16 protein-coding genes and 1 pseudogene are annotated in these 14,151 nt (G+C 58.3%); 10 read left to right on the plus strand and 7 right to left on the minus strand.

From position 1 onward, the window contains the following. Nucleotides 1-16 precede the first annotated feature (16 nt). A complete protein-coding gene (locus QA646_RS10225; RefSeq protein WP_283055357.1) occupies nt 17-913 on the plus strand; it encodes a LysR family transcriptional regulator VtlR in 897 nt (298 codons plus the stop codon). A gap of 217 nt (nt 914-1,130) precedes the next feature. Here QA646_RS10225 and QA646_RS10230 read toward each other — a convergent pair whose 3' ends face one another. After that, the gene (locus QA646_RS10230; RefSeq protein WP_283055358.1) at nt 1,131-1,478 is read right to left on the minus strand and encodes a hypothetical protein; all 348 of its coding nucleotides are present in this window, start codon (nt 1,476-1,478) and stop codon (nt 1,131-1,133) included. On the opposite strand from QA646_RS10230, the gene QA646_RS10235 reads away from it, so the two are divergent. From QA646_RS10235 to QA646_RS10245, 3 genes are all read left to right on the plus strand, one after another. Continuing rightward, entirely contained in the window at nt 1,477-1,770 is a 294-nt protein-coding gene (locus tag QA646_RS10235; RefSeq protein WP_107108841.1) for a metalloregulator ArsR/SmtB family transcription factor, read from the plus strand. The two genes, QA646_RS10230 and QA646_RS10235, sit on opposite strands and share 2 nt — an antisense overlap. Before the next feature lie 136 nt (nt 1,771-1,906). Further along, on the plus strand, nt 1,907-3,016 hold the full coding sequence (locus QA646_RS10240; protein WP_283055359.1) for an alkene reductase: 1,110 nt from the start codon (nt 1,907-1,909) through the stop codon (nt 3,014-3,016). 181 nt (nt 3,017-3,197) lie between these two features. Next, on the plus strand, nt 3,198-3,998 hold the full coding sequence (locus QA646_RS10245; protein ID WP_283055360.1) for an aminoglycoside phosphotransferase family protein: 801 nt from the start codon (nt 3,198-3,200) through the stop codon (nt 3,996-3,998). Between the two features lie 9 nt (nt 3,999-4,007). Here QA646_RS10245 and QA646_RS10250 read toward each other — a convergent pair whose 3' ends face one another. After that, the gene (locus QA646_RS10250; RefSeq protein WP_283055361.1) at nt 4,008-4,982 is read right to left on the minus strand and encodes an SDR family oxidoreductase; all 975 of its coding nucleotides are present in this window, start codon (nt 4,980-4,982) and stop codon (nt 4,008-4,010) included. A 96-nt stretch (nt 4,983-5,078) separates the two neighbouring features. Here QA646_RS10250 and QA646_RS10255 point away from each other — a divergent pair, with 96 nt between their 5' ends. Then, on the plus strand, nt 5,079-5,972 hold the full coding sequence (locus QA646_RS10255) for a LysR family transcriptional regulator (protein WP_283058831.1): 894 nt from the start codon (nt 5,079-5,081) through the stop codon (nt 5,970-5,972). A 65-nt stretch (nt 5,973-6,037) separates the two neighbouring features. On the opposite strand, the gene QA646_RS10260 is transcribed toward QA646_RS10255, so the two are convergent. Next, nucleotides 6,038-6,319 carry a DUF2188 domain-containing protein gene (locus tag QA646_RS10260; RefSeq protein ID WP_028751637.1) on the minus strand — a complete coding sequence of 94 codons (282 nt, stop codon included), beginning with the start codon at nt 6,317-6,319 and terminating at the stop codon, nt 6,038-6,040. Between the two features lie 231 nt (nt 6,320-6,550). Here QA646_RS10260 and QA646_RS10265 point away from each other — a divergent pair, with 231 nt between their 5' ends. Further along, nucleotides 6,551-7,648, plus strand: a complete 1,098-nt coding sequence (locus tag QA646_RS10265) for a calcium:proton antiporter (protein WP_283055362.1) — start codon at nt 6,551-6,553, stop codon at nt 7,646-7,648. An 80-nt stretch (nt 7,649-7,728) separates the two neighbouring features. Here the strand turns inward: QA646_RS10265 and QA646_RS10270 are convergent. The 3 genes and pseudogenes from QA646_RS10270 to QA646_RS10280 form a co-directional block, all read right to left on the minus strand. Next, a pseudogene (locus tag QA646_RS10270) lies at nt 7,729-8,066 on the minus strand (type II toxin-antitoxin system VapC family toxin). Nucleotides 8,067-8,068: 2 nt separating this feature from the next. Further along, a complete protein-coding gene (locus QA646_RS10275) occupies nt 8,069-8,329 on the minus strand; it encodes a type II toxin-antitoxin system prevent-host-death family antitoxin (protein ID WP_283055363.1) in 261 nt (86 codons plus the stop codon). Between the two features lie 86 nt (nt 8,330-8,415). After that, complete coding sequence (locus QA646_RS10280; protein WP_283055364.1) at nt 8,416-9,618, minus strand: pyridoxal phosphate-dependent aminotransferase; 1,203 nt, start codon at nt 9,616-9,618, stop codon at nt 8,416-8,418. 318 nt (nt 9,619-9,936) lie between these two features. Here QA646_RS10280 and QA646_RS10285 point away from each other — a divergent pair, with 318 nt between their 5' ends. The 4 genes from QA646_RS10285 to QA646_RS10300 all read left to right on the plus strand — a co-directional run bounded on the left by QA646_RS10285 (nt 9,937) and on the right by QA646_RS10300 (nt 13,339). Beyond that, nucleotides 9,937-11,067 (plus strand): PQQ-dependent sugar dehydrogenase, encoded by a 1,131-nt coding sequence (locus QA646_RS10285; protein WP_283058833.1) that lies wholly within the window; start codon nt 9,937-9,939, stop codon nt 11,065-11,067. Nucleotides 11,068-11,153: 86 nt separating this feature from the next. Continuing rightward, nucleotides 11,154-12,044, plus strand: coding sequence for a DMT family transporter (locus tag QA646_RS10290; protein ID WP_283055365.1), 891 nt, complete (start codon nt 11,154-11,156; stop codon nt 12,042-12,044). 499 nt (nt 12,045-12,543) lie between these two features. Next, nucleotides 12,544-12,759 (plus strand): cold-shock protein, encoded by a 216-nt coding sequence (locus tag QA646_RS10295; RefSeq protein WP_004116423.1) that lies wholly within the window; start codon nt 12,544-12,546, stop codon nt 12,757-12,759. A gap of 148 nt (nt 12,760-12,907) precedes the next feature. Continuing rightward, on the plus strand, nt 12,908-13,339 hold the full coding sequence (locus QA646_RS10300; RefSeq protein ID WP_283055366.1) for a BA14K family protein: 432 nt from the start codon (nt 12,908-12,910) through the stop codon (nt 13,337-13,339). A gap of 163 nt (nt 13,340-13,502) precedes the next feature. On the opposite strand, the gene QA646_RS10305 is transcribed toward QA646_RS10300, so the two are convergent. Continuing rightward, on the minus strand, nt 13,503-14,141 hold the full coding sequence (locus QA646_RS10305) for an MBL fold metallo-hydrolase (RefSeq protein ID WP_283058834.1): 639 nt from the start codon (nt 14,139-14,141) through the stop codon (nt 13,503-13,505). Between the last annotated feature and the right edge of the window lie 10 nt (nt 14,142-14,151).

The raw sequence follows: 14,151 nt of genomic DNA on the forward strand, positions 1-14,151 counted from the left end.
GATGAGGGGAAACGGCATGCCATTGGATTGGGATAAGCTGCGTATCTTTCACGCGGCTGCCGAAGCGGGCTCGTTCACGCACGCGGCGGATAAATTGCATCTGTCCCAATCCGCCATCAGCCGCCAGGTCAGCGCCCTCGAGCAGGATGTCGGCATCAAGCTGTTCCATCGTCACGCCCGCGGCTTGATCCTGACCGAGCAGGGCGAATTGCTTTATCGCACCGCGCATGACGTTCTCTTGAAGCTTGAAACGGTCAAGATGCAATTGACCGAGACAACTGACAAGCCGAGCGGCAAACTGCGCGTGACGACGACCGTCGGCCTCGGCCAGGGCTGGCTGACCGACAAGATCCAGGAATTCCTGCAGCTTTACCCTGATATGTCGATCCAGCTCATCCTCGACAATGAGGAGCTGGATGTGAACATGCGCCATGCGGATTGCGCCATCCGGCTGCGCCAGCCGCAGCAGTCGGACTTGATCCAGCGCAAGCTTTTCACTGTGCATATGCATGTCTACGCCGCCCCCTCCTACATCAACCGCTATGGCGAACCGCAGTCGCTGGAGGCTCTGGACGAGCATCGCATCATCAGCTTCGGCGAGCCGGCGCCGAACTACTTGCTCGACGTCAACTGGCTGGAGATTGCCGGCCGCTCGTCGGATAACAAGCGTGTTCCGCATCTGCAGATCAACAGCCAGACCTCCATCAAGCGAGCCTGCCTGCTCGGCATCGGCATCGCCGTTTTGCCGGACTATATCGTCGGCCGCGATCCGGGACTCATTCAGCTCGCTATCAATGCCGACGTACCGTCCTTCGACACCTATTTCTGCTACCCAGACGAAATGAAAAACGCCGCCAAGCTCAAGGTTTTTCGAGATTTTATCGTCGCCAAGGCGCGGAACTGGAACTTTTAGTTGACCTAAGGCTCTGCGCCACAAGCATTTTTTGCCGTTATAAATTTGTCACGCGTATGACGCATAGCTGATATGCGCAAATGAGAGTTGAAGCCTGCCCAATTAACTACCATATCGCACATAGCTGATGCATATGGTGGCTTTTCCTCCCAGTTCCACCGCATTGGCTGTTCCCCTCTGGAGGTTTTTAACCTTCATACCTATAGGGCCCTGGTTGTTACCGGTGGCCCTTTTTTTTGCCTTTTTGCGCCAAAGGTCGCAAATGCATAACTGCTATGCACAAAAAAGCATTGCGCACTGCACAAATTAGCATCATACCGCACTTAGCTGATGCATATGGTGGCTTTTCCTCCCAGTTCCACCGCAGCAGCTGTTCCCCTCTGGAGGTTTTGACCTTCACACCTATAGGGCCCCGGTTTTTCCGGCGGCCCTCTTTTTTTGCCCAAATTCTGAGCATGCTGTCGTAGTGAATTGCGTAAAATAATTTGCTGCGGCGCATCTTGATATATCGAAAATCAACGATACATAAATCGTCGGTTTTCGATATTCGCTTGGTGAGCATCATGGACAGAACTGAGATATTGAAGGCGTTGGCCCATCCGGCCAGGCTCGAAATCCTCAATCAGCTCAAAGATCCGCACACACATTTTCCGACCCAGGAACACCCGCTGGAACTGGGCGTATGCGCCAGTCAGTTCGAGCGTTGCGGCCTGTCGCAATCCACCGTTTCCGCCCATCTCGGCACATTGCATCGCGCTGGGCTTGTGACCACCAAGCGCCTCGGCCAATGGATTTTCTATAAGCGCAACGAGGAAACCATCGCCGAATTCCTTGCGACCCTGCAAAAGGAACTTTGACATGCCGCTTGCCGGTGTTGCCAAAGCGATCGTTGATCTAGCCGCCTTCGCGACCGCCGGAGCGAAAAGAGCAGCGCCGCCGCCTCCCAAGCCTCTCTCTCAGCACTTCACCTCACACGACAAGAAAGGAATTTCCATGAGCAAACTCTTTGAACCGACCAAGCTTGGCGATATCTCCCTCGCCAACCGGATCGTCATGGCACCGCTGACGCGCAATCGTTCTCCGAATGCTGTGCCGAACGACTTGAATGTCAAATATTATGCCCAGCGCGCCACCGCTGGCCTGATCATCACCGAAGCAACCGCCATCACCCATCAGGGCCAGGGCTATGCGGACGTGCCCGGTCTCTACACAAAAGAAGCCCTCGACGGCTGGAAGAAAGTGACCGATGCCGTGCATGCAAACGGCGGCAAGATCGTCGTGCAGATGTGGCATGTCGGCCGGATCTCCCACACCACGCTGCAGCCGAACGGCGGCAAACCTGTCTCCTCCACCTCCAGGCGCGCCAATGCCAAGACCTATCTGGTCAACGGCGACGGCAGCGGCGCTTTTGCCGATGTCTCGGAACCGCGCGCTCTTGAGGCATCCGAAATTCCGGGAATCATCGAAGATTACCGCAAGGCCGCCCGCGCCGCGATCGAAGCCGGTTTTGACGGCGTCGAAATCCATGGCGCCAACGGCTATCTCATCGACCAGTTCCTGCGCGCCGATGTCAACGATCGCACCGACCAGTATGGTGGTTCGATCGAAAACCGCGCCCGTTTCCTTTTCGAAGTAGTGGATGCTGTGACCAAGGAAGTCGGCGCCGGCCGCACCGCGATCCGCATCTCGCCGGTGACACCGTCGGGCGATGCCAGCGACCCCCACCCGCAGGCGCTCTTTACCTATGTCGTCGAAGGTCTGGCGAAGTATGGTCTCGCCTATATCCACGTCGTCGAAGGCCAGACTGGCGGCGCACGTGACTTCCTGCCCTTCGACTATGATGCCCTGCATGCTACCTATAAGGCTGCGGGCGGCAAGGCAGCCTGGATGCTCAACAATGGCTACAATCGCGAGATGGCCGTCGAGGCGGTCGAACGCGGCAAGGCCGACGTCGTTGCCTTCGGCAAGCCATTCATCGCCAATCCGGACCTCGTGCGCCGTCTGAAGGAAAACGCCCCCCTCGCTGCCCTCAACCAGGCAACGCTCTATGGCGGCGGCGCAAACGGCTATGCTGACTACCCGACTCTCGACGAAGTGGCTTAACTCCCGCCGCTCCGGTCATGACGGAAATCCCGCTGCAAGGCGGGATTTTCTTTTTGGTGGCAGCCAATAGAGCACTTCCAGGAAAAGTGCTCAGCGGTTTTCCGTCCGGAATGCGTAAAAACAAAGAGATAGAGCGGGAAAGCGATTCCATGAAACGCTGAACCGCTCTACAGTACCCCACATGTTTGATCCCTATCTGAAGCGCTGGTCGCTTACGCCGGATGGCGAGGCGATTATCACCCGTTCCAGCCATCTCCTGCCGGTCATCTGGCGCGGCGTGCCCGCCATGCTGAAGGTCGCACGGGATAATGACGAGAAGCTCGGCAGCCAGGTCTTGCGCTGGTGGAATGGCAACGGCGCCGCGCACGTCTACGAACATGACAGCGACGCAGCACTGCTGGAAAGAGCGACCGGACAAGACTCGCTGCTAACAATGGCGATGGAGGGCGATGATGACGAGGCAAGCCGGATCATCTGTCGCACGGTCGCAAAGCTCCACGCGCCGCGGGCAGCGCCGTTGCCCGATCTCGTCCCGCTCGATCGCTGGTTCCGCGAGCTGGAGCCTGCGGCGCGCGCCCATGGCGGCATCCTGACCTCCTGCGCCGAGATTGCCCGTCACCTGCTTTCGGATCAGCGCGACCTCACCGTGCTGCATGGCGATATCCACCACGAGAATATTATGGATTTTGGTCCTCGCGGCTGGCTCGCCATCGACCCGAAGCGCGTCTGTGGCGAACGCGGTTACGATTTCGCCAATACCTTCTGCAATCCGGAACTCCCCATCGTCACCATGCCCGGTCGCCTACAACGGCAATTGCCGATCGTCTGCACCGAAGCAAGATTGGAACCGAAGCGGATGCTGCAATGGATCGTCGCCTATGCCGGTCTCTCCGCCGCCTGGTTTCTCAACGACGGCGACACCAGGAATGCTGAGTCGGATTTTACCGTCGCTGGGATAGCGCTTGCCGAACTCCAGGCCTGACGGCGCTCCTCATCGTGCCGGCAAGCAGCCGAGTGACACTAGGCTCGTCTTCACCGCCTCGTCGATCGGCGTATGCGGCTCCTCGCCGAGCACAGCCACCAGCCTGTCATTTTTCATCTGCAGCGGCACCTTCCAGAGATAGCGCATTTCACGCAGCTCCTTCATCAACGGCACGAAAGGCGCGGCAAGCGGTAGTATCCACCAGGGAAAGGACTTCGCTTTCACTTTATGTCCGACCGCCCGCTCGATCGCACCAATCATCTGCAGGCCGTCTCCATCCCAGTGGCCGCGCATGTGGTAGACGGCAAAAGCGGGAAGCGCATCGCCTTTCTCGATCAGCCGGATCATTGTTTCCGCGACGTCGGGCAGATAGGCCCATTGATGACCGATACCTGTTCTGCCGGGATTGGTCACCGACGTTACCGGCTTGCCGGGTTTTACAACGCCTTGCGAGAACCAGCTATTGGTGGCGTACCCGCCGAAGAAATCCCCAGCGCGGAGGATGATGACCGACGTGCCGGCCTCTGCTGCCTCCTTCAGGCGCCGCTCCATTTCGACGCGGATCGCGCCCTTGCGTGTTTGCGGATGTTGCGGGCTGTCCTCGGTGACATCGGGAAGGACATCCGGCCCGAAATTGTAGACCGTGCCCGGCAGGACGATCCTCGCACCCACCGCTTTTGCTGCCGCGATCGTGCTGTCGAGCATCGGCAGCACCAGTTGCCCCCAGTTGCGATAGCCGGGCGGATTGACGGCATGCACGATAACCTCGGCGCCATCAGCCGCCTTCAATACGTCACTCGCCTGCATCGCATCGCCCTGCACCCAGTCGAAGCCAGGCTCGCGGCGCGCGGCCTCCGCCGCGTTGCGGTTCAGCGCCCGGATGCGCCAGCCACGGGCGGCGAGCCCACGGGCGACTGTGCCGCCGATACCGCCAGTGGCGCCTAGTATGAGAGCGGTCTTTCCAGTGTTCATCTGCTCAGTCATCGTTATCTCCATCGGTTGATGAGATGACTATGCCGCGCAGCCGCGATAAACGAAATTGCCAAAAAATCTGCACATGATATACAAAAATCTATGGCTATCGCATCCGAACCAAGCTGGGATTTCTACCGCACCTTCCTCGCCGTACTGCGTCACGGCTCGCTTTCGGCTGCCGCCCGAGAACTCGGCCTGACCCAGCCGACCATCGGCCGTCATATCGACGCGCTGGAAGAAACCGTCGGCGCCGAGCTTTTCACGCGCTCGCAACAAGGCCTTCTTCCGACGGACGCCGCCCTCGCCCTCAAACCCTATGCGGAAACGCTGGCCAGCACGACCGCCGCGCTGCTGCGCGTCGCCTCCGAGACACGTGATAGCGTCGGCGGCACCGTGCGCATTAGCGCCAGTGAGGTTATCGGCGTGGAGGTACTACCGCCCATCCTCGCCGGGCTGCAGGCCGCACACCCCGATCTTATCATCGAGCTCTCAGCCTCGGATGCGGTGGAAGATTTGTTGCAGCGGGAAGCGGATATCGCCGTGCGCATGGTCGCGCCCACACAGGATGCACTGCTTGCGCGCCGTATCGGCATCATCCCCCTCGGCTTGTTCGCGCATCGCAACTATCTGAAACGATGCGGCGAGCCCAAGAGCATCGGGGAGCTGCGCCACCACAAGCTGATCGGCTTCCACCGCCAGACCGCCTACATTCGCACCATGTTGAAGCGCTATCCCCTGCTCGACGGCATCTCCTTCGCCGTCAAGTCGGATCACAGCATCGCGTTGCACAACGCGTTGTGCGCTGGCATCGGCATCAGCTTCTATCAAGTGCCGCTTGCGAAAAAGAATGAAAATCTTGTCCGGCTGCTGCCCGAGATCGAACTCTCGCTCGACACCTGGGTCGCCATGCATGAGAACCTGAAGACCTCACCGCGCTGCCGCGTGACCTTCGATGCCCTGGTTGCCGGATTGCTGGACTACATCAAAGCTGGCGTATAGCGGGCCGTTGCGAAGCAACACTTCCTCGACGCGATGTCGATCAGGCATCACGTAGGCCGTAGCCTTCAGGCGCCGGGAGCCGTATCGACGGGCGGGAAGCGCACCTTGCCATCGACAACTTCCGTTTCCGGCCGGTCGCCGCCATCAGTGTATTCTTCGTGCCATTTTCCCCGCTCGTCCTGCCAACTGATCTCTGCCGAATCGCCGCCGACCTGCTGCTCGGCCGCCACGATCCTGGCTGCCTCGACTGCTTCGGAATGGGTCGGAAACGCCTCGGAATAGACTTCGCCGAAACGATAGGCCCATCCGCCGTCATGTGGCACAATTTCGTAAGTGACCTTGACCATTCACAGCCTCCTTCTCATCTGCCAAGACCTTAGGTTCCGGGTGCCACCCGGCAGGACCGCGGTCCATCTCAGACGATTTGCAAGGATGCCGCGATATTGGGTTGGGCAGACCGATCAAGGCAGTATTCCATTAAACGGCGCGGACTGCAAATCTTGTCATCTACGCGCATGCTTGATGTGGGAAATCACTGATTTAGACTGCAAAAGCGAATCCGTGCGAAAGGTAAGGACTTGGCAATATCGAGCTGGCCGAAGCAGGAAAAATTCCTGATCATCGCATTTGCAATCGCTGTGATCGCCTATTTCGGCGAGCATGCGGTGCTGGAGATGGGGCGGATAGCATCGCTGTTGGCTGCCGCCGCCTTGATTGCAACCATCGTGCTTGTTTCCATGCGCGTCGCCCATCACGCCGAGATTTTGGCTACGAAAGTCGGCGATCCCTATGGCACGATGATCCTGACTTTATCGGCCGTCGCCGTCGAAGTGATCATGCTGGCGATCCTGATGGGCGGAGAAAGCTCGCCGACGCTCGTGCGCGATACGATCTATTCCGCCGTCATGCTCGACATCAACGGTATCCTTGGCCTTGCCGCCCTCCTGGGTGGGCTGAAGCATGGCGAGCAGCCCTATAACGACGATTCCAGCAAGACCTATGGCGTGATGATCCTGACCGCCATGGCCATTTCGATGATCGTGCCGGAATTCATCCCCGATGTGAAATGGCACTACTACTCCGCCTTCACCATCCTCGCGATGATCGCGCTCTATGCATTGTTCCTGCGCATGCAGGTAGGCAAGCACAGCTATTTCTTCAGCTACAGCTATCCGCGCAGCGAGAAGAAACAGGGCGCTCACGTGGATCATCATGACGAAGGCCCCACCGCGATCTCCATCGTTACGATCCTGATCGGCGTCGTGCTGATCGGCGGGCTTGCCGAGTTCATGTCGGCCTTCATGGATGCCGGCCTCAGGGATAGCGGCGCGCCACCGGCGATCGCTGCCATCGTCGTTGCTGCCATTTCCGCCGCCCCCGAAATCCTGACGGCATTGCGCGCGGCACTCCGAAACCGCATGCAGGCGACTATCAATATCGCCATGGGCGCCTCGCTATCGACGGTCATCCTGACGGTGCCGGTCATGGAAGCGATCGCGCTCTATACGGGCCAGCCCTTCGTCATGGCCATGTCGCCGGTACAGACCGTGATGATCATGATCACTTTGATCGCCGCCGCGATCAATCTCAACGACGGCGAGACAAACGCCATCGAGGGCATGACGCATTTCATCCTCTTCGCCACGTTCATCATGCTGACGGCGCTTGGACTTTGAGTTTGATTTCAGAGAGTTAAGTCCAGGAGTGGAATCGAACTAAGAGGCACTTGAATCACTCTATAAACTGAAGGAAGCCGTCAAAAACGTAAAGCTACCGGATGCGTTATCAAGGCCCTATTGACCGTAACGAGTTGAAGTCCTTCGATGTGACATTGTGACAACAATAGCCGATCGAAGGGATCTCGAGTTTCCGGTTCGGGATCCGCGGCAATTATGACATGCGCGATATTTCGGCCACGGGCAGTCTTGGGGCTAATTTGTTGAGGCGTGTCTTGATCGCAATTTCCCAAAGGCTGGCCACACTGACGAAGCCCTCGGCACCATCAGCAAGTATCCGATGCACGGAAGGAAACCGCTCGGTTAAGTTTTCTTGAACGAGCGCTAAAATGATGTGCGTATCAAGAAGTAGCCGCATATTTAGGGTAACGGCCTGAGAAGAAAATCTTCCGGCAGCGGATCATCAAAATCGTCGGCGATAAATCCTGCCGTTCGAACGATCCCTTTGGCTCGAAGATAGGCTTCGCCCGCCTTAAGGTCCAAACCGCCATGCTTTTTGTGCGGCACCAGATCAGCAACCGGACGACCATTCCTGGTCACAACGATAACTTCGCCGCCCTCTACTTCGCGGACGAGCTCGGTTAGCTTATTCTTCATATCTCGGATGGCTACCGTCTTCATGCCTAAAAGGTAGCTACATGTAGCCACAAATCAAGAAGCCCGCCATCTCTGACGAGCTTCTATCAATTCGCTTGGCCTTGCCGCGTTTACTTGCAAGCCGCACAGAAGCGCTGGATGCGGCGGCAAGCTTCTTCGAGAAGCTCTTCCGAGGTCGCATAGGAGATGCGGAAGTTCGGGCCGAGACCGAAAGCGGAGCCGTGAACGACGGCTACGCCTTCCGATTCCAAGAGTTCCGATACGAAGTCTTCGTCCGTCTCCATGACCTTGCCGGTCGGCGCGGTCTTGCCGATCAGGCCGGCGCATGACGGATAGACGTAGAAGGCACCTTCCGGCACCGGGCAGGAAATGCCCTTTGCCTGGTTCAGCATCGACACGACGAGATCTCGGCGGCCTTCGAAGATCTTCTTGTTGCGCGGAATGAAATCCTGCGGACCGTTCAGCGCCTCAACAGCAGCCCATTGCGCGATGGAGGTCGCACCCGAGGTCTGCTGGCCCTGGATCATGTCCATCGCCTTGATGAGCTGCAGCGGGCCGGCAGCGTAGCCGATACGCCAGCCGGTCATGGCATAGGCCTTCGAGACGCCGTTCATCGTCAGCGTGCGATCATAGAGGCTCGGCTCGACTTCGACCGGTGTGGCGAATTTGAAGTCGCCATAGGTCAGGTGCTCGTACATGTCGTCGGTCAGGATCCAGACATGCGGATGCTTGACCAGCACGTCCGTCAGCGCCTTCAGCTCGCCATGCGTATAGGCAGCGCCCGACGGATTGGACGGCGAGTTGAACACGAACCACTTGGTCTTCGGCGTGATCGCCTTCTCAAGATCGGCAGGCCGCAGCTTGAAGCTGTTTTCCTGCGTCGTCGCGACGAAAACCGGCGTACCGCCACACAGCGCCACCATTTCCGGGTAGGAAACCCAGTAAGGCGTCGGGATGATAACTTCATCGCCGGCATTCAGCGTCGCCATGAAGGCGTTGAACAGTATCTGCTTGCCGCCGGTGCCGACGATCGTCTGCTCCCAAGTATAGTCGAGATTGTTCTCGCGCTTGAACTTGGCGGCGATCGCCTTGCGCAGTTCCGGAATGCCGGAGACTGGCGTGTACTTCGTCTCGCCGCGGTTGATCGCGTCGATGGCGGCCTTCTTGATATTATCAGGCGTATCGAAATCCGGCTCGCCGGCGCCGAGGCCGATCACGTCACGGCCTTTTGCTTTCAGCTCGCGCGCTTTCTGGGAAACGGCGATGGTGGCAGAAGGCTTTACACGGGAAAGAGCGTCGGCAAGAAAGGCCATGGTGATCGGTCCTAATCGGTTGGAAGTGGGCAGAAAGCCTGTGGACCAGATTTCTGCGCTAAGCTCTATGTCGAATGTAGGCCGCCGTTTCAAGCACAAAGGCGTCACAGTGACGTTATTTCGAGAAACGCTGCGTTATATCCTGGATGCCGAGTTGTTGGAAATCGCGACAAGCAGGTCACGCCACGCGAACCGACGGCTTCTGCGGACACAAAGACGTTACCCTCACAGTAAGGAGCCTTGAACAGCAGCGCGCCCACTCCACGTTGCATAAACAGTTCATGTAAGGGAGGAGACGGATTGAAGCGCTTTCGCAGAATGGGATATTGCGCGGTCCTTGCTACTTCCGCGCTGCTGACGGCGAATGCCGCTCTTGCTGCTCCGGTCAAGACGATCGAAACGCAGAAGGTCAAGGTCAAGATAGAGACGATCGCAAGTGGACTTAATCACCCCTGGGCCGTCGAAATACTGCCGGACGGCGCCTACCTCGTGACGGAGCGGCCGGGCCGCATGCGCATCATCCGTGACGGCAAGACGTCCGCTCCGATCACCGGCGTGCCGAATGTCTATGCTCACGGCCAAGGCGGCCTGCTCGACGTGGCCCTCGATCTAAAATTCGCCGGCAACCGCACCATCTATTTCACAGCTTCCGTTGCTGCAGGAGGCGGCAGCGGAACGGCAGTCTTTCGCGCGGTCCTGTCGCCGGACGAGCGGCGGCTGACCGATGTGAAGCGCATCTTTCTGATGAACAAGATGTCGCGCGGTGACTTGCAATATGGCTCGCGTATTGCAATCGCCAAGGACGGCAGCCTGTTCGTCAGCCTGGGTGACCGCTTCGAACAGGATCGCGCCCAGGATTTCCACGACGATGCCGGCTCGATCATCCATATCAGGGCCGACGGCAGCATTCCCGCCGACAATCCGTTCAAGGATGGCGTGAAGGCTTTGCCGGAAATCTGGTCCAAGGGACATCGCAATCCCGAAGGCATTACCTTCGATACCGCCGATGGTAGGCTTTATACAGCTGAACACGGCGCCAGAGGTGGCGATGAGATCAACACTCCGGAGGCGGGCAAAAATTACGGCTGGCCGGTCATTTCCTACGGACGCAACTATTCTGGCACCAAGATCGGCGTTGGTACGGCAAAAGCAGGCATGGAGCAGCCGCTCTTCTATTGGGACCCGTCGATCGCGCCCGGCGCCATTGCGGTCTATCGCGGCAAGATGTTTCCGGAATGGAAAGGCGATTTTCTCGTCGCCGCGCTGAAATTCGAGCTGCTGTCTCGTCTCGATCGCAATAGCAGCGGCAAGGTGACCGAACGCGAACGCATGTTCAAGGGTGATTTCGGCCGGCTGCGCGATGTCGTTGTCGCGCCGGACGGGGCATTGTTGCTCACGACGGACGAGGATGACGGCGCTCTGCTGCGTGTCTCCAGGGCAGCGGAATAGGGCCACCGCCCATCGGCCTTTTCGCCTTGCCCCAAGGAAAAGCAACTGCTAACGGTCAGGCTCTTTCCCCTTTCCGTAGGATGCAGATGACTCGCATACAGGCGAATTTGGTGTTGTTGCTGGCCGCCGCCATCTGGGGCGGAGGCTTCGTCGCGCAGTCTACCGCAATGAAGGCGATCGGACCGTTCTGGTTCATCGGCCTGCGCTTCGCCGTCGCCACCATCGTCATCCTGCCCTTCGTCTGGCTAGAAAACCGCAAGGCCGAGAAGCGCCTGACGCGCCGGAACTGGCTTTCCTTTTTCCTCGTCGGCGTCGCGCTCTTCGGCGGAGCGGCGACGCAGCAGATCGGGCTTTTGACGACGACCGTCACCAATTCCAGCTTCATCACCGGCCTCTACGTCGTCTTCGTGCCGCTGATCGCCATCGTTTTCCAGCGCCGGCCGCCGCATTGGATCGTCTGGCCGGCTGCGCTGATGGCGCTCGGCGGGATCTATCTATTGTCCGGCGGCTCCTTTTCGCGGCTGACGGTCGGCGATTTCCTGACCGTCGTCTGCGCGCTCTTCTGGGCAGCGCAGATCACCCTCGCGGGCTCTTCCGTCAGCGAAACCGGCCGGCCGCTCGGAATCTCCGCCATGCAATTTGCAGTCACCGCCGTCGCATCCCTGGGAGTCGCCGTGATAGCCGAGCCGATCAGCATCGCCGCGATACAAGGCGCGCTGGGCGAAATCCTCTATGTCGGCATCTTTTCATCCGGCCTTGCATTTGCGCTGCAGGTCATCGGCCAACGCTACACGACTGCGCCGCAGGCCGCGATCTTCCTCTCTTCGGAGGCTCTATTCGGTGCCTCGCTGGGCAGTTTGCTGCTCGGTGAAACCATGGGGCCGCTTGGCTACGCCGGCTGCGCGTTGATGTTCGTCGCCATGCTTGCCGTGGAATTGGTGCCGGAACTCGTCCGGCGGCGCAGCATCGTCGCGTAAAAATTGTTGAAAATACGCGTTATGGCTGTTCTGCGCTGCTCTTAATGAATTTTTTTCGAATGATCCGAAAGATGGATTTTGGCTATATCATTTGGGAAAATTTCGCCAAAATTATATCGCAAACGATACAAAAACCTTAGAAACTCATTCTCCGCGTGGGAAAATTTGCGATTCGCGCTAACACACTTGCATTACGGCGGTGTGCTCCCCGGAACACGTTAAAAAACTTTTGCTTGCCAATTCCCGATAAACACAGCACTCTCAGCGCTGTTCGGGCATTTTTAGAGCATGGGAAGTCCTTAATAAAGTTGCGCGCCGGAAACGCTAAATTATTCCGGTCAGCTTGGTTGAGAAACGATGCGCGAATTCGCTTCGAAACCACGCCGAGGTATAGGGGACCTTTTCCTTCAAATTGCGAGAACTGCCTGCAAGCGCCCGCAAGGGCAATACAGCAATGCTGCCCGTGTGGATGGTGGGCAGAGAGAAAAGGACCTGAGGCATGGCCGAGACTGGCACTGTAAAGTTTTTCAATACCGATAAGGGCTTCGGTTTCATCAAACCGGACAAGGGTGGCGCAGACATCTTTGTACACATTTCCGCAGTACAGGCTTCTGGTCTGGCAGGATTGTCGGAAAACCAGAAGGTGAGCTTCGACACGGAACCGGATCGCCGCGGCAAGGGACCGAAGGCTGTCAATCTTCAGATTGCCGGCTGAGAACGCCTTACGGCTTTCATTCGAGTTGAAGCCCGGCAGTGATGCCGGGTTTTGTCATTCAGTCTGCATTCAGCTTGGCGTGTCTAGTGTGCCCTCTATATAAGATTGGGAATTACGGTCTTCCCGGTTCCCCTTAGAGGACAGACTCATGAACATGCTCGGCAAATCCATCCTTATGTCCGCCATGGCTGCAGCCCTGACGCTGACATCCATTTCCACCGCTGCGGCCGATGACCGCTGGCACCATCACAATGGAGAGGGTTGGGCGATTGGCGCTGCCGGCCTCGCCACCGGCCTCATCGTCGGCTCGGCTATTGCCAGCCAACCGCGTTATGTCGAACCGGATCCAGTCTATGTCGATCCGGACTATGCGCCGCCCCCGCCCTACTATTATCGTGCCCCGCCGCGCCGCGTCTATGTCGAGCGTGACGTCAGCTATTATGCGCCGCAGCCCGTCGGCTTGCGTCCCTGGTCGTCCCAGTGGATGCGCTATTGCTACGATCGCTACAGCAGCTTTGACGGCCGCAGCGGCACCTATCTCGGCTATGATGGCATGCGCCACTTCTGCACAGCCGACTAATCCCTGCGCAAGCTGATGTCTTGAAAGGAAGCGCCGCCATCGAGCGGCGCTTTTGTTTGGGCTTCGGAGCGGCTCAGCGTTTTACGGAATCGCTTTCCCGCTCTATCCCTTTGCTTTACGCATTCCGGACGGAAAGCCGCTGCGCACTTTTCCCGGAATTGCTTCAAAGCCCACGCAGGAAAGGATTGGTGCGGCGCTCCTCGCCAATCTGGCCGCCAGGGCCATGGCCGCAGATGAAGCCGACATCATCGCCCAAGGGAAATACCTTGTCGCGGATCGAATCCAAAAGCTGCTGGTGATTGCCGCCCGGCAGGTCGGTGCGGCCGATCGAACCGTGAAACAACACGTCGCCGACATGGGCGAACTTCTGCTTTCTGTTGAAATAGATGACATGGCCCGGTGCGTGGCCGGGACAATGAAAGACTTCGAACTCATGCTCGCCGAAGGAAACCTTGTCACCGTCTTTCAGGAACCGATCCGGCAGCACGTTGCGAACGCCCTCGATGTTGAACATCTTGCTCTTCGCCTCGATATCCTGCAGCAGCGGGCGATCGTCCTCATGCGGGCCGATAACCTCCAGCCCCAGCGCCTCCCGAAGTTCGTCGGCTCCGCCGGCATGGTCGATGTGGCCGTGCGTCAGCCAGATCGCCTTCAGCACGATGCCATTTTCGCGCACCGTCTGCAGGATGACGTCCACATCGCCGCCGGGATCCACCACGACTCCTTCCTTCGTCTCCGGATCGAACAGGATGGTGCAGTTCTGTTCGAAGGGTGTCACCGGAATGATGCCGGCCTGGAGCATGCCCATGGGA

The organism is Rhizobium sp. CB3090, assembly GCF_029714285.1.
In the GTDB taxonomy this organism is placed as follows: domain Bacteria; phylum Pseudomonadota; class Alphaproteobacteria; order Rhizobiales; family Rhizobiaceae; genus Rhizobium.

Excerpts from the sequence above, each read along its gene's own strand:
- QA646_RS10225 (WP_283055357.1), top strand. The coding sequence starts at position 17 with ATGCCATTGGATTGGGATAAGCTGCGTATCTTTCACGCGGCTGCCGAA.
- QA646_RS10235 (WP_107108841.1), top strand. The coding sequence starts at position 1,477 with ATGGACAGAACTGAGATATTGAAGGCGTTGGCCCATCCGGCCAGGCTC.
- QA646_RS10230 (WP_283055358.1), bottom strand. The coding sequence starts at position 1,478 with ATGATGCTCACCAAGCGAATATCGAAAACCGACGATTTATGTATCGTT.
- QA646_RS10240 (WP_283055359.1), top strand. The coding sequence starts at position 1,907 with ATGAGCAAACTCTTTGAACCGACCAAGCTTGGCGATATCTCCCTCGCC.
- QA646_RS10245 (WP_283055360.1), top strand. The coding sequence starts at position 3,198 with ATGTTTGATCCCTATCTGAAGCGCTGGTCGCTTACGCCGGATGGCGAG.
- QA646_RS10250 (WP_283055361.1), bottom strand. The coding sequence starts at position 4,982 with ATGACTGAGCAGATGAACACTGGAAAGACCGCTCTCATACTAGGCGCC.
- QA646_RS10260 (WP_028751637.1), bottom strand. The coding sequence starts at position 6,319 with ATGGTCAAGGTCACTTACGAAATTGTGCCACATGACGGCGGATGGGCC.
- QA646_RS10275 (WP_283055363.1), bottom strand. The coding sequence starts at position 8,329 with ATGAAGACGGTAGCCATCCGAGATATGAAGAATAAGCTAACCGAGCTC.
- QA646_RS10280 (WP_283055364.1), bottom strand. The coding sequence starts at position 9,618 with ATGGCCTTTCTTGCCGACGCTCTTTCCCGTGTAAAGCCTTCTGCCACC.
- QA646_RS10285 (WP_283058833.1), top strand. The coding sequence starts at position 9,937 with ATGGGATATTGCGCGGTCCTTGCTACTTCCGCGCTGCTGACGGCGAAT.
- QA646_RS10290 (WP_283055365.1), top strand. The coding sequence starts at position 11,154 with ATGACTCGCATACAGGCGAATTTGGTGTTGTTGCTGGCCGCCGCCATC.
- QA646_RS10295 (WP_004116423.1), top strand. The coding sequence starts at position 12,544 with ATGGCCGAGACTGGCACTGTAAAGTTTTTCAATACCGATAAGGGCTTC.
- QA646_RS10300 (WP_283055366.1), top strand. The coding sequence starts at position 12,908 with ATGAACATGCTCGGCAAATCCATCCTTATGTCCGCCATGGCTGCAGCC.
- QA646_RS10305 (WP_283058834.1), bottom strand. The coding sequence starts at position 14,141 with ATGCTCCAGGCCGGCATCATTCCGGTGACACCCTTCGAACAGAACTGC.